General features: G+C 74.6%; 28 protein-coding genes and 1 pseudogene. 7 read left to right on the top strand and 22 right to left on the bottom strand.

All coding sequences use genetic code 11. From position 1 onward, the window contains the following. Positions 1-2 precede the first annotated feature (2 nt). The gene (locus QDR37_RS02085; RefSeq protein WP_279711888.1) at positions 3-542 is read left to right on the top strand and encodes a M23 family metallopeptidase; all 540 of its coding nucleotides are present in this window, start codon (positions 3-5) and stop codon (positions 540-542) included. Here QDR37_RS02085 and QDR37_RS02090 read toward each other — a convergent pair. Then, complete coding sequence (locus QDR37_RS02090) at positions 505-1416, bottom strand: tyrosine-type recombinase/integrase (RefSeq protein ID WP_279711889.1); 912 nt, start codon at positions 1414-1416, stop codon at positions 505-507. The two genes, QDR37_RS02085 and QDR37_RS02090, sit on opposite strands and share 38 nt — an antisense overlap. Positions 1417-1458: 42 nt before the next feature. Further along, complete coding sequence (locus QDR37_RS02095; RefSeq protein WP_279711890.1) at positions 1459-2313, bottom strand: metallophosphoesterase; 855 nt, start codon at positions 2311-2313, stop codon at positions 1459-1461. A 100-nt stretch (positions 2314-2413) separates the two neighbouring features. Between QDR37_RS02095 and QDR37_RS02100 the strand changes: the two genes are divergently transcribed. Then, positions 2414-4024 (top strand): LuxR C-terminal-related transcriptional regulator, encoded by a 1611-nt coding sequence (locus QDR37_RS02100; protein WP_279711891.1) that lies wholly within the window; start codon positions 2414-2416, stop codon positions 4022-4024. Between the two features lie 99 nt (positions 4025-4123). Continuing rightward, the gene (locus QDR37_RS02105) at positions 4124-5236 is read left to right on the top strand and encodes an NAD(P)-binding domain-containing protein (protein WP_279711892.1); all 1113 of its coding nucleotides are present in this window, start codon (positions 4124-4126) and stop codon (positions 5234-5236) included. 5 nt (positions 5237-5241) lie between these two features. On the opposite strand, the gene dprA is transcribed toward QDR37_RS02105, so the two are convergent. The 3 genes from dprA to QDR37_RS02120 are packed head-to-tail and all read right to left on the bottom strand — an operon-like array spanning position 5242 to position 8320. Then, positions 5242-6426: a DNA-processing protein DprA gene (dprA, locus tag QDR37_RS02110; RefSeq protein ID WP_279711893.1), complete on the bottom strand. Its 1185-nt coding sequence runs from the start codon at positions 6424-6426 to the stop codon at positions 5242-5244. Beyond that, on the bottom strand, positions 6423-7961 hold the full coding sequence (locus QDR37_RS02115; RefSeq protein ID WP_279711894.1) for a YifB family Mg chelatase-like AAA ATPase: 1539 nt from the start codon (positions 7959-7961) through the stop codon (positions 6423-6425). The genes dprA and QDR37_RS02115 overlap by 4 nt, the downstream gene beginning before the upstream one ends. Next, positions 7961-8320, bottom strand: coding sequence for a YraN family protein (locus QDR37_RS02120; RefSeq protein WP_279711895.1), 360 nt, complete (start codon positions 8318-8320; stop codon positions 7961-7963). The genes QDR37_RS02115 and QDR37_RS02120 overlap by 1 nt, the downstream gene beginning before the upstream one ends. Before the next feature lie 190 nt (positions 8321-8510). Here QDR37_RS02120 and QDR37_RS02125 point away from each other — a divergent pair, with 190 nt between their 5' ends. Then, a complete protein-coding gene (locus QDR37_RS02125) occupies positions 8511-9341 on the top strand; it encodes a hypothetical protein (protein WP_279711896.1) in 831 nt (276 codons plus the stop codon). A gap of 60 nt (positions 9342-9401) precedes the next feature. On the opposite strand, the gene QDR37_RS02130 is transcribed toward QDR37_RS02125, so the two are convergent. The 7 genes from QDR37_RS02130 to QDR37_RS02160 form a co-directional block, all read right to left on the bottom strand. Continuing rightward, positions 9402-9806, bottom strand: coding sequence for a nitroreductase/quinone reductase family protein (locus QDR37_RS02130; RefSeq protein ID WP_279711897.1), 405 nt, complete (start codon positions 9804-9806; stop codon positions 9402-9404). Between the two features lie 37 nt (positions 9807-9843). Beyond that, positions 9844-11076, bottom strand: a complete 1233-nt coding sequence (locus tag QDR37_RS02135; protein WP_279711898.1) for an MFS transporter — start codon at positions 11074-11076, stop codon at positions 9844-9846. Positions 11077-11370: 294 nt separating this feature from the next. Beyond that, positions 11371-11694 carry a DUF2469 domain-containing protein gene (locus QDR37_RS02140; RefSeq protein ID WP_279711899.1) on the bottom strand — a complete coding sequence of 108 codons (324 nt, stop codon included), beginning with the start codon at positions 11692-11694 and terminating at the stop codon, positions 11371-11373. A gap of 11 nt (positions 11695-11705) precedes the next feature. Beyond that, positions 11706-12407, bottom strand: a complete 702-nt coding sequence (locus QDR37_RS02145; RefSeq protein WP_279711900.1) for a ribonuclease HII — start codon at positions 12405-12407, stop codon at positions 11706-11708. Continuing rightward, positions 12404-13129: a signal peptidase I gene (gene lepB, locus QDR37_RS02150; protein WP_279713536.1), complete on the bottom strand. Its 726-nt coding sequence runs from the start codon at positions 13127-13129 to the stop codon at positions 12404-12406. Before lepB ends, QDR37_RS02145 begins: the two co-directional genes overlap by 4 nt. Before the next feature lie 148 nt (positions 13130-13277). Further along, positions 13278-13625 (bottom strand): 50S ribosomal protein L19, encoded by a 348-nt coding sequence (gene rplS, locus QDR37_RS02155; RefSeq protein ID WP_279711901.1) that lies wholly within the window; start codon positions 13623-13625, stop codon positions 13278-13280. Positions 13626-13811: 186 nt separating this feature from the next. After that, on the bottom strand, positions 13812-14321 hold the full coding sequence (locus QDR37_RS02160; protein WP_279711902.1) for a hypothetical protein: 510 nt from the start codon (positions 14319-14321) through the stop codon (positions 13812-13814). Between the two features lie 87 nt (positions 14322-14408). Here QDR37_RS02160 and map point away from each other — a divergent pair, with 87 nt between their 5' ends. Next, complete coding sequence (gene map, locus QDR37_RS02165) at positions 14409-15176, top strand: type I methionyl aminopeptidase (protein ID WP_279711903.1); 768 nt, start codon at positions 14409-14411, stop codon at positions 15174-15176. A 373-nt stretch (positions 15177-15549) separates the two neighbouring features. On the opposite strand, the gene trmD is transcribed toward map, so the two are convergent. The 7 genes and pseudogenes from trmD to QDR37_RS02200 all read right to left on the bottom strand — a co-directional run bounded on the left by trmD (position 15550) and on the right by QDR37_RS02200 (position 22538). After that, positions 15550-16242 carry a tRNA (guanosine(37)-N1)-methyltransferase TrmD gene (gene trmD / locus QDR37_RS02170; protein ID WP_279711904.1) on the bottom strand — a complete coding sequence of 231 codons (693 nt, stop codon included), beginning with the start codon at positions 16240-16242 and terminating at the stop codon, positions 15550-15552. A 188-nt stretch (positions 16243-16430) separates the two neighbouring features. Continuing rightward, positions 16431-16943 (bottom strand): annotated as a pseudogene (gene rimM, locus QDR37_RS02175) (ribosome maturation factor RimM); the annotation flags it as partial. 118 nt (positions 16944-17061) lie between these two features. Continuing rightward, entirely contained in the window at positions 17062-17298 is a 237-nt protein-coding gene (locus QDR37_RS02180) for an RNA-binding protein (protein WP_279711905.1), read from the bottom strand. A gap of 2 nt (positions 17299-17300) precedes the next feature. Next, the gene (gene rpsP, locus QDR37_RS02185) at positions 17301-17771 is read right to left on the bottom strand and encodes a 30S ribosomal protein S16 (RefSeq protein WP_279711906.1); all 471 of its coding nucleotides are present in this window, start codon (positions 17769-17771) and stop codon (positions 17301-17303) included. 197 nt (positions 17772-17968) lie between these two features. Further along, positions 17969-18943: an NAD-dependent epimerase/dehydratase family protein gene (locus tag QDR37_RS02190; protein WP_279711907.1), complete on the bottom strand. Its 975-nt coding sequence runs from the start codon at positions 18941-18943 to the stop codon at positions 17969-17971. Continuing rightward, positions 18937-21519, bottom strand: coding sequence for an alpha/beta fold hydrolase (locus QDR37_RS02195; protein WP_279711908.1), 2583 nt, complete (start codon positions 21517-21519; stop codon positions 18937-18939). Before QDR37_RS02195 ends, QDR37_RS02190 begins: the two co-directional genes overlap by 7 nt. Then, positions 21516-22538, bottom strand: coding sequence for a 3-oxoacyl-ACP synthase III (locus tag QDR37_RS02200; RefSeq protein WP_279711909.1), 1023 nt, complete (start codon positions 22536-22538; stop codon positions 21516-21518). The genes QDR37_RS02195 and QDR37_RS02200 overlap by 4 nt, the downstream gene beginning before the upstream one ends. Before the next feature lie 119 nt (positions 22539-22657). Here QDR37_RS02200 and QDR37_RS02205 point away from each other — a divergent pair, with 119 nt between their 5' ends. Continuing rightward, positions 22658-23797 (top strand): glutamate--cysteine ligase, encoded by a 1140-nt coding sequence (locus QDR37_RS02205; protein WP_279711910.1) that lies wholly within the window; start codon positions 22658-22660, stop codon positions 23795-23797. A gap of 339 nt (positions 23798-24136) precedes the next feature. Here the strand turns inward: QDR37_RS02205 and QDR37_RS02210 are convergent, their stop codons facing one another. Beyond that, positions 24137-24934, bottom strand: coding sequence for an LLM class F420-dependent oxidoreductase (locus QDR37_RS02210; protein ID WP_279711911.1), 798 nt, complete (start codon positions 24932-24934; stop codon positions 24137-24139). Between the two features lie 131 nt (positions 24935-25065). Here QDR37_RS02210 and QDR37_RS02215 point away from each other — a divergent pair, with 131 nt between their 5' ends. Next, complete coding sequence (locus QDR37_RS02215; protein ID WP_279711912.1) at positions 25066-25491, top strand: ester cyclase; 426 nt, start codon at positions 25066-25068, stop codon at positions 25489-25491. 70 nt (positions 25492-25561) lie between these two features. On the opposite strand, the gene QDR37_RS02220 is transcribed toward QDR37_RS02215, so the two are convergent. Then, positions 25562-26107 (bottom strand): YbhB/YbcL family Raf kinase inhibitor-like protein, encoded by a 546-nt coding sequence (locus QDR37_RS02220; protein WP_279711913.1) that lies wholly within the window; start codon positions 26105-26107, stop codon positions 25562-25564. Continuing rightward, entirely contained in the window at positions 26104-26922 is an 819-nt protein-coding gene (locus QDR37_RS02225; protein ID WP_279711914.1) for a GNAT family N-acetyltransferase, read from the bottom strand. Before QDR37_RS02225 ends, QDR37_RS02220 begins: the two co-directional genes overlap by 4 nt. Positions 26923-26942 lie beyond the last annotated feature (20 nt).

Here is a 26942-nt window from a genome sequence, read left to right on the forward strand (position 1 = left end):
ACGTGCTCAGGGTCCCGGTCGCAGGCGTCGTCCTCGCTGCGGCGGCGCTGCTGACGGGTGCGGCCGTGCCGTCACAGGCGCGAGCCGCTCCCCTGCCACGCTGGTCGTGGCCGGTGCCCGCCCCGCATCGCGTCGCACGCCCGTTCGTCGCACCGTCCGGGCCCTACGCCGGCGGCCACCGCGGCATCGACGTCGCAGCACCCGCCGGCACCACGGTCACGGCCCCCGCGGACGGCCGCGTCGTCTGGGCCGGGACGATCGTCGACCGCGGGGTCGTCGCGATCGACCACGGCGACGGCGTCCGCTCGAGCTTCGAGCCGTTGACGCCGCGCGTCCACCTGGGTGACACCGTGCTCCGCGGCCAGGCGATCGGTGCGGTGGCGGCGGGTGGCACGCATCCCGACGGCGTGCTCCACATCGGCGCGCGGATCCGGGGCGAGTACGTGTCGCCGCTGCTCCTGCTCGGCGGCCTGCAGCGGGCGGTGCTGCTACCGAGCGCGACCGCTACGACCGGGGGTGCGCCAGCCGGTAGCTCTCGGTGAGCCGTTCCATCGACACGTGCGTGTAGATCTGCGTCGTGCCGAGGCTCGCGTGGCCGAGGATCGCCTGCACCGCGCGGAGGTCGGCGCCGCCGTCGAGCAGGTGCGTCGCGGCGGAGTGACGCAGGGCGTGCGGACCGGACGGCCCGGAGCCGGGGACGGCTTCGAGCAGGCGTGCGACGAGCCGGTAGACGCTCCGCGGGCCGATGCGGCCGCCCCGGTCGCCGAGGAAGAGCGCCGGTCCGGCGCCGCTCCCCCGCGCGGCGAGCGCCGGGCGCCCGCGGTCGAGGTAGGCGCTGAGGGCCCGTGCGGCCGGCACGCCGAACGGCACGACGCGCTGCTTGTCGCCCTTGCCGGTGACGCGGATCGTGAGCGCACCCAGGTCGATGTCGTCGACGTCCGCGCCGCACGCCTCGCTGACGCGCAGCGCGGACCCGTACAGCACCTCGAGCACGGCGAGGTCGCGGAGCGCTGCGGGATCGCCGTCGGCGCACCGCTGCTCGAGCCCTTCGAAGAGCCCGCGCATCTGGTCGCTGCCGACGACGCGCGGCAGCCGGCCCTGCGCCTTCGGCGCGCGCAGACGGGCTCCGGCGTCGATGTCCGCCGCGCCGGTGCGCTTCAGCCAGGCGGTGAGGCTCCGAGCGGCGGCGGCGCGGCGGGCGAGCGTGGCGCGGGCGAGGCCACCGGTGGTCGCGGCGTAGAGCCAGTCGCGGAGCAGCTCGAGGTCGAGCCCTGCGACGTCGGTGATGCCGCGCTGCCCGGCGAACACGACGAGATCGGCGAGGTCGGACCCGTAGGCGTCCACGGTGTTCGCGGCGTAGGCGCGCTCGTGCTCGAGGAAGCCCCGGTGGTCGCGGACCGCGTCGGCGAGCAGCATGCCGACAGGATGGACCGGCGGCGAGCGGTACGCCGCGGCGGCTCACCGCTCGAGGTCGACGCCCATCGAGTCGAAGTACGAGTCGGGCGTCTCGGCGACGACGCGCACCGGGTCGGTGCCGAGCAGGCTGTAGCCCACGCGGCCGTCGTCGTAGAGCGAGAGCACCCCGGCGGCGCGGCCCCCGTCTGCGCCGACGACCCCGCCGCCGGGCCGGGTGAGCCGGATGACGTAGGCGGTCGCCGGCGCGACGAACACGGGGACGCCGGCGATCACGCTGCTCGTGAGGTAGTGGAGGTGGCCGCCGAGCACCGCGCGGACGTCGGAGCCCTCGATCACTCGGGCGAGCTCGTCCTGCCCCGTGAGGTGCAGCCGCTGCAGCCCGGTGACCTCGACGGGCACGGGCGGGTGGTGCAGAGCGAGGACGGTGCCGTGCTCCGCCGGTTCGGCGAGCTGCGCGCGGAGCCATTCGGTCCGGGAGGCGTCGAGGCCGCCCTCGACGTGCTGCGGGATCGACGTGTCGAGCACGACCACCCGGAGCCCGCGGACGTCGTGCACCTGGTCGAGCGGCTCGCCGGTGCCGGGCGCGTCGAGCAGATGCCGCGCGAACGGCTCGCGGACGTCGTGGTTGCCGGGCACCCAGAGGACGGGCCAGCCGGTGCGCGCCGTGACCGCCTCCGTCGTGCTCCGCGCGGACTCGTAGCTGACGGGATCGCCGTCGTCGGCGACGTCGCCCGTGTGCACGAGCGCGTCGAACGGGATGCCGCTCGCCTCGAGCGCCTCGAGCGCCGCGTGGAAGGTGTCGGCGGTGGCGACGTCGCCGTGCAGCAGGCCGGTGCGGGTGAAGTGGCTGTCGGAGACGTGGCCGAGACGATGGGTGGCGGTGGGCTCGCGCGTCATGGCCGCACGCTATCGACCGGCCCCGACGGGCGGCTGTCGGGGGCGTCGCGGGCGGACCTCCCCGGGGCTACGCTCCCGACCACCGATCCCGGGAGGTGCCGTGCACGCCGCGCCGACCCGCTTCGTGCGCGTCGACTGGCGGGCCGAGGTCGCGCGACTGCGCCGGGAGGACGCCGACGGGACGCTCGACGCCGACGGGCTGGAGCGGCTCGGTATCGCCCTCGAGCTCACCGGCCAGGGCGCGGACGCCGTCCCGGTGCTCGATCGCGCGGCGCACGCGCACCTCGACGCGGGGGCGCGGGACGCCGCGTCGCGGTGCGTGTTCTGGATCGGCTGGAGCCTCGCCAACCGCGGGGCGTTCGCGCAGGCGGCCGCGTGGGCCGGCCGCCTCGCGGCACTCGCCGCGGGCGAGCCGTCCGACTCGATCACGGCGGCTCGGCTCCTCGTCGCGGAGGCCGCGATGCGTGCCGCGGACGGCGACCTGGCCGGCGCGGCGGAGCGCTCCGAGCGGGCGCTGGCGATCGCCGATCGGGAGAGCGACGGCGATCTGCTCACCATCGCCGCGCTCGGCTGCGGTCGGAGCCTCGTCGGGCTCGGGCAGGTCGAGCGCGGCATGGCCTGCATGGACCGCGTCATGCTCGCCGTCGCCCGCGGCGAGGCCGGGGACCTCGCGGCGGGAGCGGGCTTCTGCGGAGTCATCGCGAGCTGCATGGGGCGCGGCGACCTCGAGCGGGCCGGCGAGTGGACCGGCGCGCTCGACGCCTGGTGCCGGGCGCAGGAGGGCCTCGTCCCCTTCCGCGGCGAGTGCCTGCTGCACCGCGCGACCCTGCTGCAGGTGCACGGGGACTGGCGCGAGGCGCAGCGGCTCGTCGCGGACCTGCGCGTCGTGCAGCACCGCATCCCGCCGGGCGCGGTCCGCTACCGGGAGGCCGAGTTGCTCCGGCTGACCGGGCGGACCACGGAGGCGGAGCACGCGTACCGGGAGGCGGCCGAGGCCGGCCACGAGGTGCAGCCCGGTCTCGCGCTGCTGCGGCTCGCGCAGGGCGCACCCGCCGTCGCGGTGTCGGGCCTGCGCCGCGCGCTCGCCGAGGCCCGCGTGCCGAACGAGCGGGCCGACCTGCTCGACGCGCTCGTCGAGGTCGCGCTCGCGCTGCCGGACCTCGCGGTCGCGGAGGCGGCGGCCGGCGAGCTCTCGGCCCTCGCCGGCGGCCTCGCGACTGCCGTGCCGCACGGTCAGGCCGGCCGCGCGCGCGGCGCGGTGCTGCTCGCGCAGGGTCAGGCCGAGGCGGCGCTCGGGCCCCTCCGCTCGGCCTGCGCCGCCTTCCGGGCCGTCGAGGCCGTCTACGAGACCGCGCGCACGCGCCTCGTGCTCGCCCGGGCGATGAAGGCGCTCGGCGACGGCGACGGCGCGCTCGCGGAGCGGCAGGCCGCTGAGCGCGACCTCGCCCGCATCGGCGCCGAGTCCGATCTCGAGCGGCTTCGGCGACCGTCGACGGCCGCCTCCGGCGCGGAGGGACTGAGCCCGCGCGAGCTCGAGGTGCTCCGGCTCGTGGCGAGCGGCGCGAGCAACGCCGCGATCGCAGCGACCCTGCACCTCAGCGACCGCACCGTCGCACGGCACGTCGGCAACATCCTCGCGAAGCTGCGGCTCGCGAACCGCGCGGCGGCGACGGCGTACGGGTACGAGCACGGTCTCCTCGAGCGCGCCTGAGCATCCCGCGCCACCGTCGACTCGCGGAATGGTCATTCCTGCCGATGAGCGCGACCTCCGGCCGCTCCTACCGTGCGGGGCGAGCACGAGGAGGACGGCATGAGCGTGGAACGGTTCGACGTCGCAGTGGTCGGGGGCGGCGTCGCGGGACTGATCACGGGGCGGCGGATCGCCGAGCGCGGGCTGCGCTCCGTGATCCTCGACGAGCACGAGCGGGTCGGCGACGCGTGGCGGGAGCGCTACGAGTCGCTCCGGCTGTTCAGCTACCGCCGTTACGCGAGCCCGCCCGGCGCACCGCTGCCGATGGCCCGGTGGGACTGCCCCACCGGCGTGCAGCTCGCGGACCACCTCGAGGCGATGGTGCGCCGCGAGGCGCTGCCGGTGCGCTGCGGGGTCCGGGTCGACCGGCTGAGCCGCCGGGCCGACGGCACCTTCGTGCTCGAGACGACGAGCGCCGGGGCCGCCTCCCGCGTCCTCGCCGACGCCGTCGTCGTGGCGACGGGCGCGCACCGCCGGCCCGTCGTCCCGCCCTTCGCAGACCTGCTCGATCCGGGCATCCCGCAGCTGCACTCGCTCGGCTACCGCAGCGCCGCCGGGCTCGCCCCCGGCCCGGTGCTCGTCGTCGGCGCCGGCAACTCGGGTACCGACATCGCGCTCGACGCCGCGCGTGCCGGGCACGAGACCGTCCTCGCCGGTCGCCACCCGGGGCAGACGCCGTTCGAGCTCGACTCGCCGCGCGGGCGCCTCGCCTCGACGGCGATGCTCTTCGCGCTGCGCCACCTCACCGTGCGCACGCCGATGGGGCGCAGGATGAAGGAGCGGCTGCGGGACCACGGCCTGCTGCTCATCCGCAACAAGCTCGCGCACCTCGATGCGGCGGGTGTACGGCGGCTCGGCCGGGTGGTCGGCGCACGGAACGGCCTGCCGGTCGTCGCGGGCGGCGACGTGCTCCGCCCCGGCACGATCGTGTGGGCGACGGGGTCCCGTCCGGACCTGCGCTTCCTCGATGTCGAGGGCGCGCTCGACGACGACGGCGAGCCGGTGCAGACCGAGGGCATCGCGGACCGCGTGCCGGGCCTCGGCTTCGTCGGCCTCGACTTCCAGTACTCGGCCGCCTCGGGCACGATCCAGGGCATGGACCGCGACGCTCGCGCGGTGCTGCGCGCGCTGCTCGCTCCCGCGCGACGTCGATCCCACACCGTCGCGGCCTGAGCGTCTCAGGCGCGCCCCCGCGCCCAGCCACCCGTGGTCTCCCGCGCGGCACCGGTCAGCTGCAGCATGCCGAGCGCACCGAGCGCGTCCGCGACCGACAGCCCCGACCCGCGCGCGATCTCGACGACCGGCCGCGGCCGGCCCGTGAGGGCGTCGAGCACCCGCTGCTCGGTCGGGTCCCCGGCCCGGTCGAGGTGGAGGCCCTCGAGCGGGACCTGCTCCCCCGGGCCCGTCACGAGCTCGGCCATGTCCGCCGCATCGCGGACGCACACCGCACCGAACTCGCGGAGCAGCCGGTGGCAGCCGGCCGAGGTCGCCGAGAACACGGAGCCGGGTGCGGCGCCGACCGGACGCCCGATCGATCCGGCGTGCGCCGCGGTGTTGAGCGAGCCGGATCTCGCCCCCGCCTCGATCACGACCGTCGCCTGGGCCAGCGCGGCGATCACCCGGTTCCGCTGAAGGAACCGCCACCGGGTGGGCGCGAACCCGGGTGGCAGCTCGGCCACGACCGCGCCCTCGCGGGCGATGCGGGTGAGGAGCTGGACGTGCCCCGCCGGGTAGAAGCGATCGAGCCCGCCCGCGAGCACCGCGATCGTGGTGCCCCCGCTCGCAAGCGCCGCGCGGTGGGCGACGCCGTCGATCCCGTACGCGGCGCCGGAGACGATCGCGAAGCCGCGGTCGGCCAGACCTGCGGACGCCTCCGTCGCGAGGCGTTCGCCGTAGCCGCTCGACGCCCGCGCGCCCACCAGCGCGATCGAGCGCTGGACCGCCGTCAGCCGCTCGGGGGCGCCGAGGCACCACAGCGCGATCGGGGTGTGGTGGCCGAGGTCGCCGAGCCGGTCGGGCCAGTCCGCGTCGCCGGGCAGCACGAGCCGGGCGCCGAGGTGGGCCGCGTTGCGGAACGCCCGCAGGGCGAGCTGCGCCTCGAGGCGGGGCGCCCAGCGATCGGTGGCCGCGGCCACCTCGGGAAGGGCCGGCAGCGCGCCGGTCCGCGTCGCGTCGAGCGCGGCGGCGGCGCCGTAGGCGGTGACGAGCGCTCCGGCCACCCGGTCGCCGGGCTCGACGAGGCCGGTCCACGCGCCGCGCGCGAAGACCTCGGCGGCGGCGTCGTCGTCGAGCTCCTCGCCGCGCCGCACCCCTGCCGCCGCGGCCCGCACGGCCTCGCGGTCGATGCCGAGCAGCCGGCTCATCGGACGGTTCCCCGCAACGTGAGGGCGGCGCCGACCTCGCGACGGCCGGGCCGGTCGATGCCGGCCAGGTCGGCGAGCGTCCACGACACCCTGAGCACGCGGTCGTAGCCCCGCATCGACAGCAGGCCCCGCTCGAGCGCCGCATCGAGCGGCGCCCGCACCTCGGGCGCGAGCCGCCGGTCGGGCGCCCGCAGCCAGGGGCCAGGCACCTGCGCGTTCGTCGTCCACGGCGTGCCCGCGAGACGCGCCCCGGTGCGCTGCCGGGCGGCGAGCACCCGTCCCCGCGCCTCCTCGGTGGTCGGACCGCCGCCTTCGTCGGTCATCCGCAGCTGCGCCGCCGAGACACGGTCGAGCCGCACCCGCAGGTCGACCCGGTCGAGCAGGGGTCCGGACAGGCGGTCGAGGTACCGCCGCCGCACGGACGCGGGGCAGGTGCAGTCGCCGTCCACCGAGCCGAACTGGCCGCACGGGCAGGGGTTCGCCGCGAGCACGAGCTGGAACCGGCCGGGGTAGCGGGCCGTCACGGTGGCGCGCTCGATCGTGATCTCACCCGACTCGAGCGGCTGCCGGAGGGCCTCGAGCGCTGCTGCGGAGAACTCGGGCGCCTCATCGAGGAAGAGCACGCCGCCCGACGCCCGCGCCGCGGCGCCCGGCCGGATGCGCCCGCTGCCGCCGCCCACGAGCGCCGCCGCCGTGGCGGTGTGGTGCGGCGCCTCCCACGGCGGCCTGCGGTGGAGGCCGCCCTCGGGGAGCCCCTCACCGGCGATGGAGGCGACGCACGTCGCCTCGAGCGCGGCTCCGTCGTCGAGGTCGGGCAGCAGCCCGGGCAGCCGCGCCGCGAGCATCGTCTTGCCCGCGCCGGGCGGCCCCACCATCAGCAGGTGATGGCCGCCGGCGGCGGCGACGACGAGCGCTTCGACCGCCTCGCGGTTGCCGACCACGTCGGCGAGGTCGGGCACGACCGGGACGCGGCGCCGCGAGACCGGCGCGGGCACCGGTTCGACCGGCACCGGATCGAGCTCGGCGCCGAGCGCGATCGCGAGATCGCGGAGGCTCGCGACCGGCACCACGCGGACGCCCGAGACGAGCCGCGCCTCGTCGGCGTCGCCCGCGGCGACCACGACGGTGCCGCGGCCGTCGCGCCGTGCGGCGAGCACCGCGGGCAGCACGCCCGGCACCGGCCGGACCCGCCCGTCGAGGCCCAGCTCGCCGAGGTGCACGGCGTCGCCCACGGCTTCCGCGTCGACGACGCCCTGCGTGACGAGCACCGCGAGCGCGATGCCGAGGTCGAACGCCGAGCCGTGCTTCGGCAGCGCGGCCGGCGACAGGTTGACGGTGAGGTGCCGCTTCGGCATCTCGAAGCCCGAGTGCTCGATGGCGCTGCGGATGCGCACCTGCGCCTCCCGCAGCGCGGCGTCGGGCAGCCCGACGAGCTTGATGCCGGGCTTCTGGTTCGTGAGGGCGGCCTCGATGTCGACGAGCACGCCGGTCATCCCGAGCAGGGCCACCGCGGTGGCGCGGCCGGCACCGCCCATCAGGCGACCGCCCGCAGGTGGTCGATCGCGGCCGGGCGCGTCCGCGGGGCGACGATGCCGACGAGATCGATGCGGGAGCCGCCGGTCCGCACGCCCGGATGCGCCCGCCGCCAGGCGCCCGCGAGCACGCAGAGGCGCGTGAGCTTCGCGTCGGTCACGCCCTCGAGCGGATCGCCGAAGGCGGTGCTCGATCTGGTCTTCACCTCGACGATGACGAGCTCGTCGCCGTCGACGGCCACGAGGTCGATCTCACCCGAGGGGCAGCGCCAGTTGCGGTCGATGATGCGGTAGCCGAGGCCTGCGAGGTAGTCGGCGGCGAGGCGCTCGCCGCGCCGACCGAGGTCGTCGTTCTGGGTCACCGAGCCAGGGTGGCGGCGCCTGGGAGCCCGGCACCCCGCGGAAGCGCTCTCAGGGCTCCCGACGATCCGCCCGGTGCCCTGGGGAGGAGGGGCGTGCGGGGCATGGATACGTGTTTCGACGTATGGGCGGCCCCGCCCGGACGGTCCAGGCTGACCCGCGACCCCCCAAGAAAGGAACGCTTCGACTCCGATGCGCAAGATCCTCACGGTCGTGCTCGCCACGACGGCCGCACTCGGCCTCTCCGTCGCCACCGCAGGCGCGGCGAACGCCTCGACCGGCTCCTCCACACTGCACGTGACGGTGAGCTCCACCGGCACGATCTCCACCGCGCACACCGTGCACGCGGGCCTCGTCCGCTTCGATCTCGAGGGCGCCGCCGGTCAGTCGGTGCAGCTCGCGAAGCCGAAGCACGGCGCCTCGGTGCAGACGCTGCTCGCCGACGGCATGGCGCTCAACACGAAGGGCGACGCGAGCCGCGTCGAGCGCGACTTCGCGGGCCTCGGCGGCGCGTCCGTCTTCTCCGGCTCCGACTTCTGGCAGGTGCTGCACGCCGGCACCTACTACCTCGTCGACACGGCAGCCCAGAGCCTGAAGGCGTCCGACGTCGCGGTCCTGAAGGTGACCGGCAGCACCGACGCGCGCGCCGTCCCGGAGTCGCCGAACGAGATCCGCGCCGTCAAGGACATGGTCTGGGCGTCGAACCCGGCGAGCATCAGGCACGAGGGCCTGCTCCGCTTCGACAACGACGCGACGGACTACCACTTCGCTGAGCTGGCTCAGCTGAAGCCGGGCGTCACGCGTGCGCAGGTCCTCAAGGTCCTGCAGACCAACGGTGATCCGTCGACGATCCTCGCGCCGCACGGCGCCGACTACAGCACCGGTGTGCTGTCGCCCGGCACCTCGCAGCTGTCGACGTACGACCTGCCGAGGGGCCACTACGCGCTCCTCTGCTTCTGGCCGGACGAGCACGGCGTGCCGCACGCCCTGATGGGCATGGTCCGCACGATCGAGCTGCGCTAGGCGCTGCACGACGGGTGTGCCCCGGGGCTCAGCGGTCCCGGGGCACACCCGTGTCCGCCGTCAGGCGAGCCGCAGGCGCACGAGCGGGATGCGACGTCCGGCCCGTCGTGCGTGCTCCTCGAGGAAGGGCGAGCGGGCCACGAGCGCGGCCCACGCCGCCGCGTACTCCTCGCCGTCGAGCACCTCGGCGACGGCCGAGCCGGCGCGGTCGGGCAGCTCGACGTGCACCCGGGGCTCGTCGACGAGGTTGCGGAACCAGGCGGGGTCGGTGCGGGCGCCGTCGTTGCTCGCGATGACGATCGGGCCGTCCGGGTCCCGCTCGAACATCATCGGCGAGGTCCGCGGCAGCCCCGACCGCCGGCCGGTCGTCGTCAGCAGGAGCAGCCGCTCGCGATGCATGCCCTCGACGGCACCGCCGGCCCGGAACTGCGCGATCACCCGCGGATCGACCTCGTGGGCACCCATCCGGCGAGCCTGCCGGACCCTGCGCTCCCTGTCGAGGTCAGCCGGTGGGCGCGAGGCGGCGGGCGCCGAGGCGCACCGCCTCCGGCGCGAAGCTGAGCGCGAGCCCGGCGGCGAGGAACAGCAGCGACGCGACCGGCAGCACGCCGACACCGGCATCGATGATCAGCAGGGATCCGAGCAGCGCGCCGCCACCGATGCCGACGTTGAAGGCGGTGGTCTGCAGCGCCCCGGCGAGGTCACGCACCTGCGGCGAGGCGGTCCGCATCATCCGCGTCTGCAGCATCGCGGGCACGCCGCCGAAGGCCATCCCCCAGATCGCGACGGCCAGGACGACGAGCGGGGTGCTGCGGGTGCAGAGCGCCAGCACGAGCACCGCCGCCATCACGACGAGGATCATCGCGGCGAAGCCGCGTCGCGGCGCGCGATCGGCGAGCATGCCGGCTCCCACGAGCCCGAGCGCACCCGCCGCCCCGAAGACGAGCAGCAGCAGCGGCACCGACGCGGACGGCAGGTGCGCCTGCTCGACGAGCCACGGGGCGACGTACGTCGAGAGCACGTTCTGCCCGACGAGCAGCGTCACGATCACCGCGCAGATGAGGGCGACGCCGCGCATCGAGCGGTCGTGGCGCACCGGCAGCGGGATCTCTCCCGTCGCGGTCTCCCGCTTGCGCGGCGCGGACGGCAGGTAGGCGACGACGACGCCGGCGAGCACGACGACGGCGCCGGCGATGATCGCGAACGCGGCTCGCCAGCCGAGGAGGTGGCCGAGGGCGGTGCCGACCGGGACGCCGAGCACGAACGCGGCGGAGCCGCCGGCTGCGGTGATCGCGAGGGCGCGCCCGAGGTGGCGGCCGGAGACGAGGTAGGTCGGGTAGGTCGCGACGACGCCCCAGAAGAGGCCGTGCGCGCACGCGCCGAGCACCCGCGCGGCGACGAGCACCCCGTAGGTCGGCGCGAGCGCCGCGCCGAGGTTCGCGACCGCGATGACGAGCAGCACCGCGATGACGAGCGCCTTGCGCGGGAAGCGCTTCGTGAGCGTCGCGAGCGGGGTGGTCGCCGCGACGACCGTGCCCGCGAACACCGTGACGAGCAGGCCGGTCGTCGCGACGCTCACGCCGAGGTCGTGCGCCATCTCAGGGAGCAGCCCCGTGGGCAGGAACTCGCTCGTCACGGACACGAAGATCGCGCCGGCGAGGGTGAGGAGGCCGACCCAGGGGAAGGCAGGAGCGATCGGTGGAGCAGGACGCGAGGACAACTTCGGGGGACCCATCGAACGGAAGGCGGAGGCCTCCCGGGGAGGCCGGCGCGGGCAGGGGCCGCGCGAGACGTGACGCCGTCGTCGAATCCATCCAAGCGGATGGAACCTGCGGGAACGCGATCCGACGCGCCCGGGGCGGGGCTCCGGACGGAATCGATCGGTGGAGCTGCGCGACGGGCCGGGTGCGGACGACCGGCCGTAGGTGATCCACCCTCGTGTGGGTCGACGCGCCGCGATCGGCACCTACACGCGGACGAAGTACCTACACGCGGTACCGCCCTCGCGCCCGGGGCGGGGCGCTCCGCGTCACTCGTCGAGCGCGAGCTCCTGCGGCAGCTCGAGCTCCTTCGCGGAGAGCTCCTCGACGTTCACGTCCTTGAACGTGAGCACCCGGACGCTCTTCACGAACCGGTCGGAGCGGTACACGTCCCACACCCACACGTCGTGCATCGACAGCTCGAAGTAGAAGTCGTGCTCGGTGTCGCGCCGGACCAGCTCCACCTCGTTGGCGAGGTAGAAGCGCCGCTCGGTCTCGACGACGTACTTGAACTGGCTGACCACGTCGCGGTACTCGCGATACAGGGCCAGCTCGACCTCGCGGTCGTAGTCCTCGATCTCGTCGTCGTCCATCCCGGCCAAGTCTACGGTCGCTCGGCCGGATCGCCGGGCTCGTCGGCGTCGTCGTCGAGCCGGTGCAGCCAGGTGGCGCGGTGCAGGTCGCACGGGCCGTGCGCGCGCAGCGCCGCGTAGTGGCTGCGCGAGGCGTAGCCCTTGTTGCTGCGCCAGCCGTACACCGGGTGGACCGCGTGCCGGTCGATCATGAGGTCGTCGCGGTGCACCTTGGCGAGCACGCTCGCGGCGGAGACCGCGGCGCAGTCGCGGTCGGCCTTGATGCGCGTCACCACCGTCGGCAGCACCGCGACGCCGGCCGCGACGAGACCCGGGGTGAGCCAGTCCCAGTTGCCGTCGAGCAGCACGACGGCGCGCGCGAGGCCGACGCCCGCGACGGCGAGGGCCTGGACGGCGCGGGCGCCGGCGAGGCCGAGGCAGCGCGAGATGCCGAGCCCGTCGATCTCGGCGTTGGTGGCGAGGCCGACGGCGCTGGCCGCCGTCCACGACTCGACGCGGGGCGCGAGCGCCACGCGGTCGGGCTCGGGCAGCAGCTTCGAGTCGCGCAGCCCGTTCGGGATGCGACGACGCCCGGGGTCGAGCACCGCCACGCCCACGCCGACGGGCCCGGCGATCGCGCCGCGGCCCACCTCGTCGCAGCCGAGCACGAGCGTCGCGCCGCCCTCGAGCAGTGCGCGCTCGACGGCGAGACCCGGAGGACGGCCCGCGGTCACCCGCTGCCCTTGGCCACCCCGGCGAAGGTGTCCGGGTAGTTCGAGAGGTAGGTCCACCTCGTCACCGGCCAGGAGATGACGAAGGCCCGGCCGACGACGTCCTTGATCGGCACGAAGCCGTGCGTCGCGGTGTCGGTGTTGTACCGGGAGTCCTTCGAGTCGTACCGGTTGTCGCCCATGACCCAGAGCGAGTCCTTGGGCACCGTCACGTCGAACGAGGTGCCGCTGACGGCGGTCGTGCCCGGCTGCTTCAGCACGTACGGCTCGTCGAGCGGGCTGCCGTTCACGCTCATCTGGCCGAGGGCGTTGCAGCAGGTGACGTGGTCGCCGGGCAGCCCGATGACCCGCTTGATGAGGTGGTCGTTGGCGTCCTGCGACGACAGGCCGAAGAGCGACAGCACCCAGTCGGCCGCGCCGGCGACCGGGTTCTGGGCGACCGGCGCGGGGGCGTCGAGCCACCCGCCGGGGTCCTTGAAGACGACGACGTCGCCGCGCTCGAGCGGCATCAGGTGCGGCACGAGCTCGTTCACGAGGATGCGGTCGTTGACGAGGAGCGTGTCCTCCATCGACTGCGACGGGATGAAGAACGACCTGATCAGGAACGTCTTGATCAGGAACGACGCGAGGATCGCCACGACCACGATCACGGCGAGGTCGCGGAGGAACGCCCCGGCGCCACGGCCGCGGTGCTTGGCCCGGCGCCTCGGACGCTCGTGCGTCACCGGCGTCGGGGTCTCGGTCACGATGGTCCTGCTCCCCCGATCCGTGCGCGGCCGCACGCCGCGGGAAAGTGTACGTGGCGCCCGCCCCGCAGCCGCCGGTTGGACCGGACGGCGCGGCGCGGACGCCACGGAAGGGAGGAGCGAGGCCTCAGACCTCGCGCTTCTCCTTGATCTTCGCCTTCTTGCCGCGGAGCTCACGCAGGTAGTAGAGCTTCGCGCGGCGCACGTCGCCGCGGGTGACGATCTCGATGTGGTCGATCACCGGCGAGTGCACCGGGAAGGTGCGCTCGACGCCCACCTGGAAGCTGACCTTGCGGACCGTGAAGGTCTCGCGCACGCCGGAGCCGGAGCGCTTGATGACCACGCCCTGGAAGACCTGGATGCGCGAGCGGTTGCCCTCGACGATGTTCACGTGCACCTTGACGGTGTCGCCGGGACGGAAGTTCGGGATGTCGGACCGCAGGCTCGCTGCGTCGACCACGTCGAGCAGGCTCATGACGTTCTCCTTCTGGGCCGCCGCCGGACGGCCGGATCGTGGGCGCGGGTGTGCGCCGGGAAGCGAAGCGCCGCGGCAGCGAGAAGCTGGTCCCCCTGCGGCAGGACCGGCCGCGGCACGATCGACCATTGTGCCACACGGCGGACCTCGACCCCGGATCACCCGGCGGACGGGCCGCCCGGGCGCTCAGCGGCGGGGCTCGCCCGCCTTCACCACGACGTACTCGCCGGCGTCGAGCGGCTTCGCGTCGACCGGCGCCTGCGGGCTCCCGGGGTAGCCGACCGCGGCGAGCGTCGCGCGCATCCGGTCGCGGACCTCGCGGACGAGCAGCGCCCCGCCGAGCCAGCCCGCGCCGAGCGCGGCGGCGATCGCGAGCACGCCGAACCACGACGCCCCCGGCCCGAAGAACCCGAGGCCGATCACCGCGAGATGGAAGACCGTGAGCACGGCGATCGGGCGTCGGTCGAGGGAGCGCGGACGGCGGACCGAGGCGCGGGCGCTGAAGAGGAGCGCAAGGGCGAGCTCGACCACGACGAGCAGCGGGGCGAGCAGGGCGATGCCGAGGAGCCCGCCGAGGCCGTGCCCCCAGATCGCGTACCCGACGAGCACCCAGAGGGGCAGCACGACCGCGGCCGCGAACTGCCAGACGAAGAAGGCGCGGCCGAGCGCGCTTCCTGGGGAACGGAGGATCCGCATGGCGGCATCGTAGGCCGCGGCTCCGCGGCGCCCGCGGCCGTTCGCCGAGGGCGTCGGGGCCCCGCGCGGGCCGGTTAGGGTCGGACGGTGATCGAGTTGCGCACGCCCGCCGAGCTCGAGGCGATGCGCCCGGCCGGCCGCTTCGTGGGCGAGGTCCTCACCCGGCTGCAGGCGGAGGCGAAGGTCGGGGTCAACCTGCTCGACCTCGACCGCATCGCGCACGAGATGATCCGCGCGCGGGGCGCCGAGAGCTGCTACATCGATTACCACCCCTCGTTCGGCGCGATGCCCTTCGGCAAGGTCCTCTGCACCTCGGTGAACGACGCGGTGCTCCACGGCCTCCCGTACGACTACCGGCTGCGCGACGGCGACATGGTGAGCCTCGACTTCGCAGCGAGCGTCGACGGCTGGGTCGCCGACAGCGCGCTGACGGTGATCGTCGGCACGGCGCGGCCGGAGGACGAGCGCCTCGTCGCCACGACGCAGCAGGCCCTCGCGGCCGCGATCGAGCGCGCCCGGCCCGGCATGCGGCTCGGCGACCTCTCGGCCGCGATCGGCGACGTGTGCCGCGCGGCCGGCTACCGGGTGAACCTCGAGTTCGGCGGTCACGGCGTCGGCCGCACCATGCACGGCGACCCGCACGTGCCGAACGACGGCCGCCCCCACCGGGGGCTGAAGCTGCGGCCCGGTCTCGTGATCGCGATCGAGCCGTGGCTGCTCGAGACCACCGACCGCATCCGCACCGACGAGGACGGCTGGACGCTCCGCAGCGTCGACGGCTCGCGCGGCGCGCACACCGAGCACACCGTGGCGATTACCGACGGCGACCCGATCGTCCTCACCGCCCGGGACTGAGGCGCCGCGCTCCGCTGCTCGGGCTCAGGACGTGCGGTCGAGTCGACCACGAGCCAGGACCAGGCGTCCTGAAGCGGCGCCGCCGTCCTGAATCCGTGCGCCAGGGATTCGGTCGAGAAGCGTTCCCGCACCGGATTCGGACCAGGGACGGGATCCGCTGCGGTCGACCGAATCCATGGCGGCGCGTCTCCGGATTCAGGACCAGGGGTCGGCCCGACCACGATTCGGGACCAGGCGTCCTGGACCGGTGCCGTCGTCCTAAGCACCTGCGCCGTCGATTCGGTCGATCGGCGGTCCTGCACCGGATTCGGACCAAGGGCGGGATCGGTTGCCGTCGACCGAATCGGTGTCCAGTGACTACCCGGCGGCGGGTTCAGGCCTCAGGCGGCAGCAGGTCCGGGCGGACCCGGCGGGTGCGCTCGAGCGACTGCGCCGCCCGCCAGCGCGCGACGGCGCCGTGGTCACCCGAGCGGAGCACGGGCGGCACCTCGAGGCCGCGCCACTCGGCCGGCTTCGTGTAGGCGGGGTACTCGAGCAGCCCGGACTCGTGGCTCTCCTCGGTGAGGCTCTCGGGGTTGCCGATCACACCCGGCAGCAGCCGCGCGGTCGCCTCGATCATCGCGAGCGCCGCGACCTCGCCGCCGTTCAGCACGAAGTCCCCGAGGCTCACCTCCAGCACCCGCGCACGCGCCGCGGTGTGCTCGATCACGCGCTGGTCGATGCCCTCGTAGCGGCCGCAGCAGAAGACGAGTCGCTCCTCGGCCGCGAACCGCCGCGCCATCGCCTGGTCGAAGCGCTCGCCCGCGGGCGTGAGGAAGACGACGAGCGGCGCGGGCCCGTCGGCGAGGACCGCGTCGAGCGCCTCGCCCCACGGCTCCGGTCGCATCACCATGCCGGCCCCACCGCCGTAGGGGGTGTCGTCGACGGTGCGATGCCGGTCGTGGGTGAAGTCGCGAAGGTCGTGCGCCCGCACCTCGAGCAGGCCCGAGCCGCGGGCCTTGCCGAGCAGCGAGACGTCGAGCAGGCCGACGAGCTCGGGGAAGATCGAGACGACCTCGACGATCACGCGTCGTCCGTGCTGCCGGGCTCCCCCGCCATGCGGCGCTCGTCCTCGAGCGCGGCCTCCGACGCCTCGCGCCGCTCGCGCTCGCCGCGGCCGTGCTCGGGTGCGTCGTCGTGATGCGCGACGTCGCCGCCGCGGTCGTGACCGCTGCCCTGCTCGGCCCCGGCGGGCTGCTCACCGCGCTCGTCCGGCTCGTCGGGCAGGTCCTCGAACAGCCCCTCCGGCGGTGTCACCACGACCCGGTGTCCCTCCACGTCGACCTCGGGCACGATCGCCCGCACGAAGGGTACGAGCACCTCCCGCTCGCCCGCCTGGACGACGAGGAGGTCCTGCGCCGGCAGGTGCTCGAGGCGGTCGATGACGCCGACGACCTTCCCGTCACGGACGACCTCGAGGCCGACGAGCTGGTGGTCGTACCAGGCGTCGGGCTCGGCGGGCTCGGCCGGGTCCTGGTCGACCCAGAGGATCGCCTTCACCAGGCTCTCCGCCGCGCTGCGGTCGGGGACGTCCTTGAAGAAGCCGACCGGGTGGCCGTTGTACCAGCGCAGCTCGGCGAGCTCGAGGCGCCGCCCGTGCCACGGCGACGTCTCGGGCACCTGCAGCGAGAACGACGCCCCGGGCACGAAGCGCCGCTCGGGGTCGTCGGTGAAGAGCTCGAGCTTGATGCCGCCCTTCAGCCCGTGGGCCTTGGTGAGCCGTCCCACCCGGAGCTGCGTCTGGGCGGAGCGGGCCTTGGCGTTACCGAGGCGCCGGGACGGCGCCTCGCGCTGGGGTCGCGGCGACGGCGGGAGATCGCCGTCGCTCACAGCTCCACCGCGCAACTCAACGGTCCACGTCGACGACGTCGACGCGGACGGAGCGGCCGTCGGCGAGCGCGCCGACGACCGTGCGGAGGGCCTTCGCGGTGCGGCCCGCGCGGCCGATGACGCGGCCGAGGTCGGCCGGGTCGACCCGCACCTCCAGCACCTCGCCGCGCGGGGTCGACCGCGACACCACCTGGACGGCGTCCGGGTGGTCGACGATCCCCTTGACGAGGTGCTGGAGCGCGGATTCGAGCATGGTCAGGAGTTGTCGGCCTGCTCGGGCGTCTCGTGGGAGACGGTGGTGCCGGCGTCGAGCTCGTCGGCCCGCTCCTCGTCGGCGGCCGCGTCGGCGCGCGTCGCGGCCTCGGCGTCCTTCACCGAGTCCTTGGGGCGCAGCACCGGGTTCTTGCGCTCCTCGGGCTGGAAGGCCTGCTTCTCGGCGCGGACCTCGACGCGGTTCGTCGCGGAGGCGTCGCCCTTGAACCGGCCCCAGTCACCCGTGAGCTTGAGCAGCGCGGCGACCTGCTCGGTCGGCTGCGCGCCGACACCGAGCCAGTACTGCGCGCGGTCCGAGTCCACCTCGATGACCGAGGGGTGCTCGGTGGGGTGGTACTTGCCGATCTCCTCGATCACGCGGCCGTCGCGCTTGCTGCGCGAGTCGGCGACGACGATGCGGTAGTAGGGGGCTCGGATCTTGCCGAGCCGCTTCAGGCGGATCTTGACGGCCAACTGGTGTTCCTCACATGCGAGACGAATGGATGGAGCCTGTCCGACACCGGAAACGTGGGGCTTCCCGACGGCGGCTCCGAGACGATTCGCCCGCGATGCCCGGATAGAGGGTCGGGGCTCGCGGACCCGACGGACCATTCTGCCAGACGCGCACCCTGGTCGCGGACGGCCACGGCGTGGCGACCCGTGAGGTGCGATCAGGCGTGCGCGGCGAGCCGCTCGAGCCCTCGCCTGACGCCCACCGGCGGGGTCCAGTCGAGGTCGCGGCGCGTGCGTCGCTGGTCGAACCAGTGGGCGGTGGAGAGCTGCTCGGCGAGGAAGCGTGTCATGGGCGGCTCGTCGTCGCCCGGCCGGATGCGCCACACCAGCTCGGCGGCGGCGCCGACGGCCTTCGCGACGGGGACCGGCACGTGGCGGGACGGCGGACGCACCCCGGCGGCGCGGCAGAAGTCGGCGAAGAGCTCGCCGATCGGCCGCGGCTCCCCCGAGGTGAGCACGTAGGCGTTGCCGTGGGTCACCTCGAGCCGTCGCAGCGCCGCCAGGAGGCCGGTGACGGCGTCGTCGATGTAGCAGGTGTCGACGAGCGCGGCGCCCGTGCCGACGATCGGCAGTCGCCCGCGACGCGCGCGGTCCTGCACGCGGGCGACGAGCTGCGGGTCGCCGGGACCCCACACGAGATGCGGCCGGACGGCGGTGACGGCGAGACCGGGCTCGTCCGCGGCGAGCGCGATCAGCTCGGCGGCCGCCTTCGTCCGGGCGTACTCGCCCCGCGCCCGCTGCGGCTCGGCCGGCGCGGCGCCCTCCCCCATGATCGAGCGGCCGGTGTGGGCGACGGACGGGGACGACACGTGGACGAAGCCGCGCACACCGGCGTCCTTCGCGTCGTGCAGCAGGTCGCGGGTGCCCTGCACGTTGATCGCGGCGAACTCGGCCGGGTCGCCGGTGAAGGTCACCTTCGCCGCGAGGTGCACCACCGCGTCCACGCCCTGGACGGCGGCGCGGCGCGCATCCGCATCCGTCACCGTGCCGAGCACGTCCTCGGCACCCGGCACACCCGACGGCCGGCGCTGCAGCGTGCGGACACGCACGCCGTCGGCGAGAAGCGCGGCGGCGACCGCTCCGCCGAGGTAGCCGCTCGCGCCCGTGACGAGCACCGACGTCGGTGTCACCACCGCGGCGGCCGCTCGCCCGCGAGCACGGCCTCGGCCCACCGCGCGAGCAGCGCGCGGTCGATCTTCGAGTTGTGCCGGATGTCGGTCGGCAGCCGCGGCACACCGAGCACGGCCGCGACCGGTTCGCCGACGGCGGCCCGGACCGAGTCGGCGAGCGCGGGCTCGACGAGCCCGGACGGACGGTCCTCGACGACCACGACGAGCTGCTGCGTGCCCCGCGGACCGACCCCGACGGCTGCGGCGCGGCGGACGCCGACGGACTCGGCGCGCTGCTCCACCCCGACAGGTGTGACCACGCCGTCGGCGGTCACGATCACGTGCTGCAGCCGGCCCTCGACCCAGAGACGCCCCTGCTCGTCGAGGTGCCCCACGTCGCCGGTGCGGTGCCACGGCTGCGCGGACGTGCCCGCCCGGGCGCGCCGGTCGGTCAGCCAGAGCCGGTCGTACCCGGTGAGCATGTGCGGGGCGCTCACCTCGATCTCGCCGGTCGTCCCCGGCGCGACGACCCGGGACCCGTGCGGCACGCCGTCCGCGTCGAGCGGCGCGATCCGCACGCGGACGCCCGTGATGGGCCGCCCGACGCAGACGCCGTTCCCCGAGCCGGCCTCACGGATGTCCGTGAGCGTCACGTCGGTGACGAGGAGGCACTCGGTCATGCCGTACGGGGTGCGGATCGTCGCCTGCGGGAAGACCCGGGCGGCGCCATCGAGCAGCGGGCCGCCGAGGGGGGCGCCCGCGGAGAGCACGAGGCGGATGCGTTCGAACGCCGCCGCCTCGTCGGCGGTCGCGACGACGTTGGCCATGGCCGCGGGCGACAGGAACACCGAGTCGGCGTCGACGGCGGCGATCGACGCGGCGAGCCGCTCCGCGGTCAGGGTCGCGGGACGCGTCACGTCCATCTCCGGGGTGGCGGTGCGGCAGCCGAGCGCGGGCCCGAGGAGGGCGAACGGAGCGAAGCCCGCCACGAGGCCGCTGCCCTGCCCGAGGCCGCACTCGCGGCGCAGCGCATCGCGCACGCCGGCGAGGCGCCGGTAGGTGTACCGCACGCCCTTGGCCGGGCCGGTCGAGCCGGAGGTGAAGAGCACGGCCGCGAGGTCGTCGGGCGCCGGTTCCGGCGGGAGCCCGACGCCGTCGCCGGTCGCCGCGAGCTCCGCGAGCGTGTGCCGGGCGCCGATCGCGTTCCGCAGGGCGGGCGAGGCGCCGCCCGCCAGGATCCGGACGCCGGGCCAGCCGAGGGCGCGGGCGATGCCGAGCGCGGCGGGCACGCCGATGATCCAGTCCGGGCGGGCGCCGTTCACGGCCCGGGTCATGCCCTGGAGACCGAGACCCGCGTCGGCGACGACGACGACCGCGCCGATGCGCAGGCAGGCGTAGAGCGCCGCGGTGAGGTCGGCGCCGGGCGGCACGAGCAGCGAGACCCGCTGGCCACGTCGCACGCCGACGGCGAGGAGGCCGGCCGCGATCGACTCGATGCGCCGCGCGAGGAGCCGCCAGGACACGACCCGAGGCGGGCGCGTGCCGCCCCGCATCTCGACGAGCGCGGTCGACGACTCGTCGCGGCGGGCGTCGAGCACGCTCCACAGCGGCTCGTACGGCGCGGCGTCGAGGTAGGCAGCGAGCTCGGCGGGCCGGTCGCCGCCGAGACGGGTCTCGAGCCAGGTGCGGATCACGGGCGCGAGCGCCACGTCCTCGGGCAGCAGGTGGCCCGCGCCCTCGAAGCGGTGCACGTCGGCGTGCGGCATCCGGCGCATGAGGCCGGCGAGGTAGCGCTCCTGGAACACCGGGTCGCGAGGGCCCCACAGCAGCAGGACCGGCACGGCGAGGCGACCGACCCCCTCGGCGATGCGGGCGAGCTCGGCGGCCGACGGATGCGACGGGTCGGCGGGGATGTCGCGCACGAACTGCTCGATGCCCGCTCGGCGAGCGGCGCCCCGGTAGGGCGCGCGGTACGCCGCACGCACCTCGGGCGGCAGCGGCGGGTGGGCGATGCGGAGCGTCGTCTCGAGGAACGCGGTGGTGCCCGACGTGCCGGCACGGGTGACCGCGGGTGTGAGGGCGAAGCGGAGCAGGCCCGGCAGCACGTCCTCCGTGGGGTCCGGCAGCGCGGTGTTCGCAAGCACGACGCCGGCCGTGTCAGCGGCGTGGTCGACCGCCCAGCCCATCGCGACGATGCCGCCCCAGTCGTGGCCGAGCGGGACGACCGGGCCGTCGAGACCGAGCGCGTCGGTGAGCAGCCCGAGGTCGCGCACGCGGTCGGCGACCGTGCGGGGCGCACCGGTGCGCTCGGACCAGCCCATCTCGAGCTGGTCGACGGCGACGACGCGCCACGGCCGTTCCGCCTCCAGGGACGCGGCGACGACCTCGCGCCAGAGGTAGCTCCAGGTGGGGTTGCCGTGCACCGCGAGCACCGTGCCCACGGGCCGGACGCCCGCGGCCTCGAGGGCCGGGCCGGTGTCGAGCAGGTGCCACGTGCGGCGCGCACCGTCGGAGGACGGCGCCGTGACGAGCCGCGACCAGGCGCGGTCGAGCCCCGGCAGGCCCTCGGGCGGCAGTGCGGCGGGAGCGGCCGCGCTCACCACGCCAGTTCGAGCATCGCGGTGTTGATGCCGCTGCCGATGCCGCAGAGCAGCACGCGGTCGCCCTTGTTCAGGGTCTTCGACTCCTGCGCGAGCGTGATCGGGATCGACGCGGGGCCGACATTGCCGTACTTCGGGTAGGTGAGCGGCACGCGCTCCTTGTCGAGCCCCGCCGCCTTCACGAACGCGTTCGTGTGCACGTCCGACACCTGATGCATGATGTAGCGGTCCATGTCGGACCAGTTCCAGTCGCGCTTGGCCTCCGACCACGCGGCGGTCACGAGCTCCATGCCACGCTTCAGCAGCGCCTTGGAGTTCGTGAACATGCCCTCCATGGTGCCGACGCAGAGGTCGTTGAACTGCGTCGCTGCGCGCGTGATGCCGCCGATCATCTGGTGGCCCTCGGGGTGCCGGTCGAGGCGGCCGAGCACGGCGGCCGCGACGCCGCAGCCGAGGGTGAGGCTCGCGAACTCGGCCATGAACTGCTCGCGCCCGAGGCCCTCCTGCGAGAGCCGCTTGATGGTGTTGACCTGGATGTCGCTGACGTCCTCGCCGTCGATCACCATCGCGTAGTCGATCTGACCCGACTCGATGAGGCTGGCCGCGAGGTTCATGCCGTTGACGAAGCCGAGGCAGGCGTTCGAGATGTCGAAGTTGATGGCGTTCGACGGCAGGCCGAGCCCGTGGTGCAGCCGCACCGCGACGCTCGGCTCGATGTGCCGCTTCGTGACCGAGGTGTTGATGAGCAGACCGATCTCGCCCGGCTTCACCCCGGCCTCGGCGAGCGCGGCGTTGCCGGCCTGCAGCGAGGCGTCGTCGAGCGACAGGTCGGCGCTCCAGTTACGGCGCTCGATCACGCCGGCCACCCGCTCGAGCAGCCCGGTGGGAAGGCGGAGCTTGCGCAGGATGGGCTCGAGCCGCCGCTCGATCTCGAACGACGTGGTGACGAGGGGCGCCACCACGCTGGCGACCGAGAGCAGTGCGACGTTGCGATACGTCGACGTCGCGTTTCCGTTCACGGGCTGACTCCAACTTCTCCGGCGGCGCGGGAGAGCGCCGTACCGGCCAAGTCTGCCGTGTTTCTGACGCGTCACCGGTTCCGGAGGACGGACTGGTGCCGGGCTGTCAGGATTGTCCCATGGCCATCCGGTTCGCCGCCTCGGACCGCTCGACGCTCGGCCTCGAGTGGGAGCTCGCGCTCGTCGACCAGCAGACCGGCGACCTCGCACCCGCAGCGCCCGCCATGCTCGAGCACCTCAGCATCGAGGACGAGCGCGGCATCTCGAAGATCACGAGCGAGCTGCTCACGAACACGGTCGAGGTCGTCTCCGGCGTGAGCCGCACCGTCGGCGAGGCCGTGGGCGACCTGCAGCGCACCGTCGAGGCGGTGAACGAGGAGGCCGACCGGCGCGGCCTCGAGCTCGTCGGCTCCGGCACGCACCCCTTCGGCCGCTGGGAGCACCAGGAGATCACCGCGAAGGAGCGGTACGTCACCCTGATCGACCGCACGCAGTTCTGGGGGCGGCAGCTGCTCATCTGGGGCGTGCACATGCACGTGGGCATCGACCATCCCGAGAAGGCGCTGCCGATCCTGAACGGGCTGCTCCCCTACTACGCGCACCTGCAGGCGCTCAGCGCCTCGAGCCCGTTCTACGGCGGCGCGGCCACCGGCTACGCCTCGAGCCGCGCGATGCTGTTCCAGCAGCTGCCGACCGCGGGCCTGCCGCCGCAGCTGCAGGCGTGGAGCGAGTACGAGTCGCTCGTCGACGACCTCGTGCACGTCGGGGTCATCGACTCGTGGGACGAGATCCGCTGGGACATCCGCCCGTCGCCGAAGTGGGGCACCGTCGAGACGCGCGCCTGCGACGGGCTGCCGACCACGCTCGAGGTCGGGGCGCTCGCCGCGCTCGTGCAGTGCCTCGTCGACGACCTCTCCGAGCGCCTCGACCGCGGCGAGGAGCTGCCGAGCATGCAGCCGTGGTTCGTGCGGGAGAACAAGTGGCGGGCCGCCCGCTACGGCATGGACGCCATCGTGATCGTGAACAGCGCAGGCGATGAGCGACTCGTCGAGGAGGACACCCGCGACCTGATCGCCCGGCTCGATCCGATCGCCGAGCGCCTCGGCTGCTCGGCCGAGCTGCACGACCTCGAGCGGATCATCGACGTCGGCGCCTCCTACGAGCGCCAGGCGGTCGCCGCCGCCGCAGCGGGCGGCGACCTCAAGGCGGTCGTGAAGTCGCTCGCCCGCGAGCTGCGCGAGGGCTTCCCTCGGCGCTGACGCGCCGACGCGAGCCGCGGATCCGGCTGAGCGGCGTGTCCGCAGCCGATTCGGTTCGGAGGCGGAATCCGGCGCCGGGAGTCGGATCCGTGGCGGCAGCGACACCCGGATCCAGGATGGGCGGGCGCCGCTGCCCCGGTCGAGGGCAGCCGGGCCTGAACGGACGCGCCTGTCCTGGATAGGGCACCACATCGCCTCCCCACACCGCGGGCGACCGCGTGTCGGTGATGCGCCCTCGTGGAGGTGCACGAACGCCGTTCCTCACCTACGGCCGGACGGATCACCTCCACGCGGTACCGGCGCAGCCGACGAGCGGCCACGGGCGGCAGGTGCGTGGCGTCAGGCGTTCTTCGCGTCGCGCCAGGCGAGCCACCGGCGCACCTCGCCCCACTCGAAGTCGGGCGCCGAGATGCCGATCGTGAAGAGGCGCGCGCCGCCCGCGAAGAGCGCGTCGGCGGTGGCGTCGTCGCGGCCGCCGAGCTCGTTGCCGATCTCGATGCCGGCGACGTCGCGGCCGACCGCGTCCGCGTGCCGCTGCAGCACGTCGAGCTTGTGCTGCAGCCCGTCGGGATCGACGAAGCTGTGCCACACGTCCGCGTGCTCGGCGACGATGCGCAGCGTCTTCCTCTCCCCCTCGCCGCCGATGAGGATCGGGATGCGGCGCACCGGCTTCGGGTTCAGCCGGTCCCAGCGGTCCCGGATGATCGGCAGGTCGCGAGCGAGGTCGTCGAGCCGGCTGCCCGCCGTGCCGAACTCGTAGCCGTACTCGCGGTAGTCGCGATCCGCCCAGCCGGAGCCGGTGCCGAAGATGAGCCGGCCGTTCGAGATGTGGTCGACGGTGCGGGCCATGTCGGCCTGCAGGTTGGGGTTGCGGTAGCTGTTGCAGTTCACGAGCGGGCCGAGCTCGATGCGCTCGGTCTGCTCAGCCCAGGCCGCGAGCTCGGTCCACGCCTCGAAGTGCAGCCCGTCGGGGTCGCCGGACAGCGGGAAGAAGTGGTCCCAGTTGAAGACGATGTCGGCGCCCAGCTCCTCGGCGCGTGCCACCGCGTCACGGTGCTCGGGGTACGAGGCGTGCTGGGGGGCGATCTGCACGCCGATGCGGACGGGGCGGTCCTCGGGCCGGAAGGCGGAGCTCATGCCTCGACCCTAGGAAACCCTCCCTGAGCGCTCAGCCGCATCGGACGCGACGGCCAGGTGCCGTTGCGTCGGGTCACGTAGGCATGCCCGCGGTGCCGTCCGGCATCGGCCGCACGACCGGAAGGAACCGCATGACCGACGCGAAGCCGCGCTCCGAGATGAACCTCGCCGCGCAGACCCGGATGGGCGAGATCGTCGCCGCGAAGGATTTCGACCGCCTCGACGAGGTGCTCGCCGACGACTTCACCGATCACGACCCGGCGCCCGACCAGCCCGGGGGCTGGCGCGGCATCGGCGCGTTCTGGCAGCAGTTCGGGGACGCCTTCTCCGACGTCGAGCTGCATCCCGTCGTCGTCGAGGCGACGGACCAGTACGTCACCGCCGTGTTCGACGTCACCGGCACCCACACCGGCGACTTCCTCGGCCACCCCCCGACCGGGAGATCGTTCCGGGTGCGGGGCATCCAGGTCGGGAGGTTCGGCGCCGACGGCCGGATGACCGACCGCTACGGCTCGACCGACCAGCTCGGGATGCTGCAGCAGCTCGGCCTGGCCTGACGGACGAGGGGCGGGCGGCCGCGGCCGCCCGCCCCTCGTCACCCGGCGCCCGAGAAGGGGGCCGCGCTGATCACGCGGCGCCGGCGCCCTCGAACTCGCCCGTGCCGACGAGGATCGCGCGGGCGAGCGTGTGGAAGTGCAGGTTGAAGCCGAGCACCGCGGGCGTGCTCTGCGGGTCGAGTTCGAGGTGGTCGACGTCGACCGCGTGCACGACCACGAAGTAGCGGTGCACGCCCGTGCCCTGCGGCGGGGCCGCGCCGATGAAGTGCGGCAGCCGCATCTCGTTCAGCACCGGCGTCGCTCCGTCGGGCAGGGTGCCGCCCTGCGATCCGGCCCCGGCGGGCAGCGACGTGACCGTCGCGGGGATGTTCGCGACCGCCCAGTGCCAGAAGCCCGAGCCGGTCGGGGCGTCGGGGTCGAAGACGGTGACGGCGAAGCTCTTCGTACCGGCCGGGGCACCCGACCAGGACAGCTGCGGCGAGACGTCCTGGCCGCCGGCGTCCGCGCCGTACTGGGCGGCCTTCAGCGGCTGGCCGTGGGTGACGTCGTCGCTCGTGAGGGAGAACGAGGGCACCGGGTCGAGCCGGGCGTAGGGGTCGTAGTCGCGATCGCTCATGGCCGCACGGTAGGCATCGCGGGTTGAGCGCGACCTGGACGCCAGACGTACGGCGTCGTCGTCGTGACGGCCACGAAGCCGAGGCGCTCGAGGACGGGGCTCGAGTCCTTCGAGGCGTCGACCTGCAGGTACTCGACGCCCCGCTCGAGGGCGGCGCGAGCCCGGACGGCGACGAGGGCGCGGTAGATCCCGCGGCGTCGCCAACCCGGCAGCGTGGAGCCGCCCCAGAGGCCGCCGAACCCGGTGCCCGGCTTGTTCGCGAGCCACGCCGCCGAGACCACCTCGCCGTCCGCCTCGGCGACGAACACGAGGAAGTGCTCCGGATCGTGCGCCGTCTCACGCTCGAGGTCCGGAGCGAGCCAGCTCCAGTCCTCGCCCCACACCGCCGACTCCATCGCCGCGATCCGGACGTAGTCGTCGGGATCGGCCGTCCGGCGGATCCGGACGCCCTCGGGCTCGGCTGCCGCGTCGACCATGTCGGCGGCGACACCGACGACGACCGTCTCGGCGTGCTCCGGCTCGAAGCCGGCGGCGAGCAGCCGATCGGGCAGGTCGGCGGGCAGGTCGTGGGCTCGGGTCTTCCACTCGAGCTCCTCGCCGCGGGCGGCGAAGTGGTCGCGGTGCGCCGCGATCGCGGCGTCGAGCTCCGCGCCCCGCAGCCCCACGTCCGGTCCCGTCTCGACGAAGCCCTGCCGGCGGCCCGTGACGCGCACGAGGTCGCCGAAGCGCTCGAACACCAGCCCGGGTGCCGGATCGGGCTCGACCCAGGGGCGGAGGCGCTGGTCGTACAGGTCGCGGAGCTGCTCGGGGGTCACCTGCGTGATCCTGCCGCGGA

The organism is Amnibacterium sp. CER49 (assembly GCF_029846255.1).
GTDB lineage: Bacteria > Actinomycetota > Actinomycetes > Actinomycetales > Microbacteriaceae > Amnibacterium.

Excerpts from the sequence above, each read along its gene's own strand:
- QDR37_RS02090 (WP_279711889.1), bottom strand. The coding sequence starts at position 1,416 with ATGCTGCTCGCCGACGCGGTCCGCGACCACCGGGGCTTCCTCGAGCAC.
- QDR37_RS02095 (WP_279711890.1), bottom strand. The coding sequence starts at position 2,313 with ATGACGCGCGAGCCCACCGCCACCCATCGTCTCGGCCACGTCTCCGAC.
- QDR37_RS02105 (WP_279711892.1), top strand. The coding sequence starts at position 4,124 with ATGAGCGTGGAACGGTTCGACGTCGCAGTGGTCGGGGGCGGCGTCGCG.
- dprA (WP_279711893.1), bottom strand. The coding sequence starts at position 6,426 with ATGAGCCGGCTGCTCGGCATCGACCGCGAGGCCGTGCGGGCCGCGGCG.
- QDR37_RS02115 (WP_279711894.1), bottom strand. The coding sequence starts at position 7,961 with ATGGGCGGTGCCGGCCGCGCCACCGCGGTGGCCCTGCTCGGGATGACC.
- QDR37_RS02125 (WP_279711896.1), top strand. The coding sequence starts at position 8,511 with ATGCGCAAGATCCTCACGGTCGTGCTCGCCACGACGGCCGCACTCGGC.
- QDR37_RS02130 (WP_279711897.1), bottom strand. The coding sequence starts at position 9,806 with ATGGGTGCCCACGAGGTCGATCCGCGGGTGATCGCGCAGTTCCGGGCC.
- QDR37_RS02135 (WP_279711898.1), bottom strand. The coding sequence starts at position 11,076 with ATGGGTCCCCCGAAGTTGTCCTCGCGTCCTGCTCCACCGATCGCTCCT.
- QDR37_RS02140 (WP_279711899.1), bottom strand. The coding sequence starts at position 11,694 with ATGGACGACGACGAGATCGAGGACTACGACCGCGAGGTCGAGCTGGCC.
- rplS (WP_279711901.1), bottom strand. The coding sequence starts at position 13,625 with ATGAGCCTGCTCGACGTGGTCGACGCAGCGAGCCTGCGGTCCGACATC.
- QDR37_RS02160 (WP_279711902.1), bottom strand. The coding sequence starts at position 14,321 with ATGCGGATCCTCCGTTCCCCAGGAAGCGCGCTCGGCCGCGCCTTCTTC.
- QDR37_RS02180 (WP_279711905.1), bottom strand. The coding sequence starts at position 17,298 with ATGCTCGAATCCGCGCTCCAGCACCTCGTCAAGGGGATCGTCGACCAC.
- QDR37_RS02205 (WP_279711910.1), top strand. The coding sequence starts at position 22,658 with ATGGCCATCCGGTTCGCCGCCTCGGACCGCTCGACGCTCGGCCTCGAG.
- QDR37_RS02210 (WP_279711911.1), bottom strand. The coding sequence starts at position 24,934 with ATGAGCTCCGCCTTCCGGCCCGAGGACCGCCCCGTCCGCATCGGCGTG.
- QDR37_RS02215 (WP_279711912.1), top strand. The coding sequence starts at position 25,066 with ATGACCGACGCGAAGCCGCGCTCCGAGATGAACCTCGCCGCGCAGACC.
- QDR37_RS02220 (WP_279711913.1), bottom strand. The coding sequence starts at position 26,107 with ATGAGCGATCGCGACTACGACCCCTACGCCCGGCTCGACCCGGTGCCC.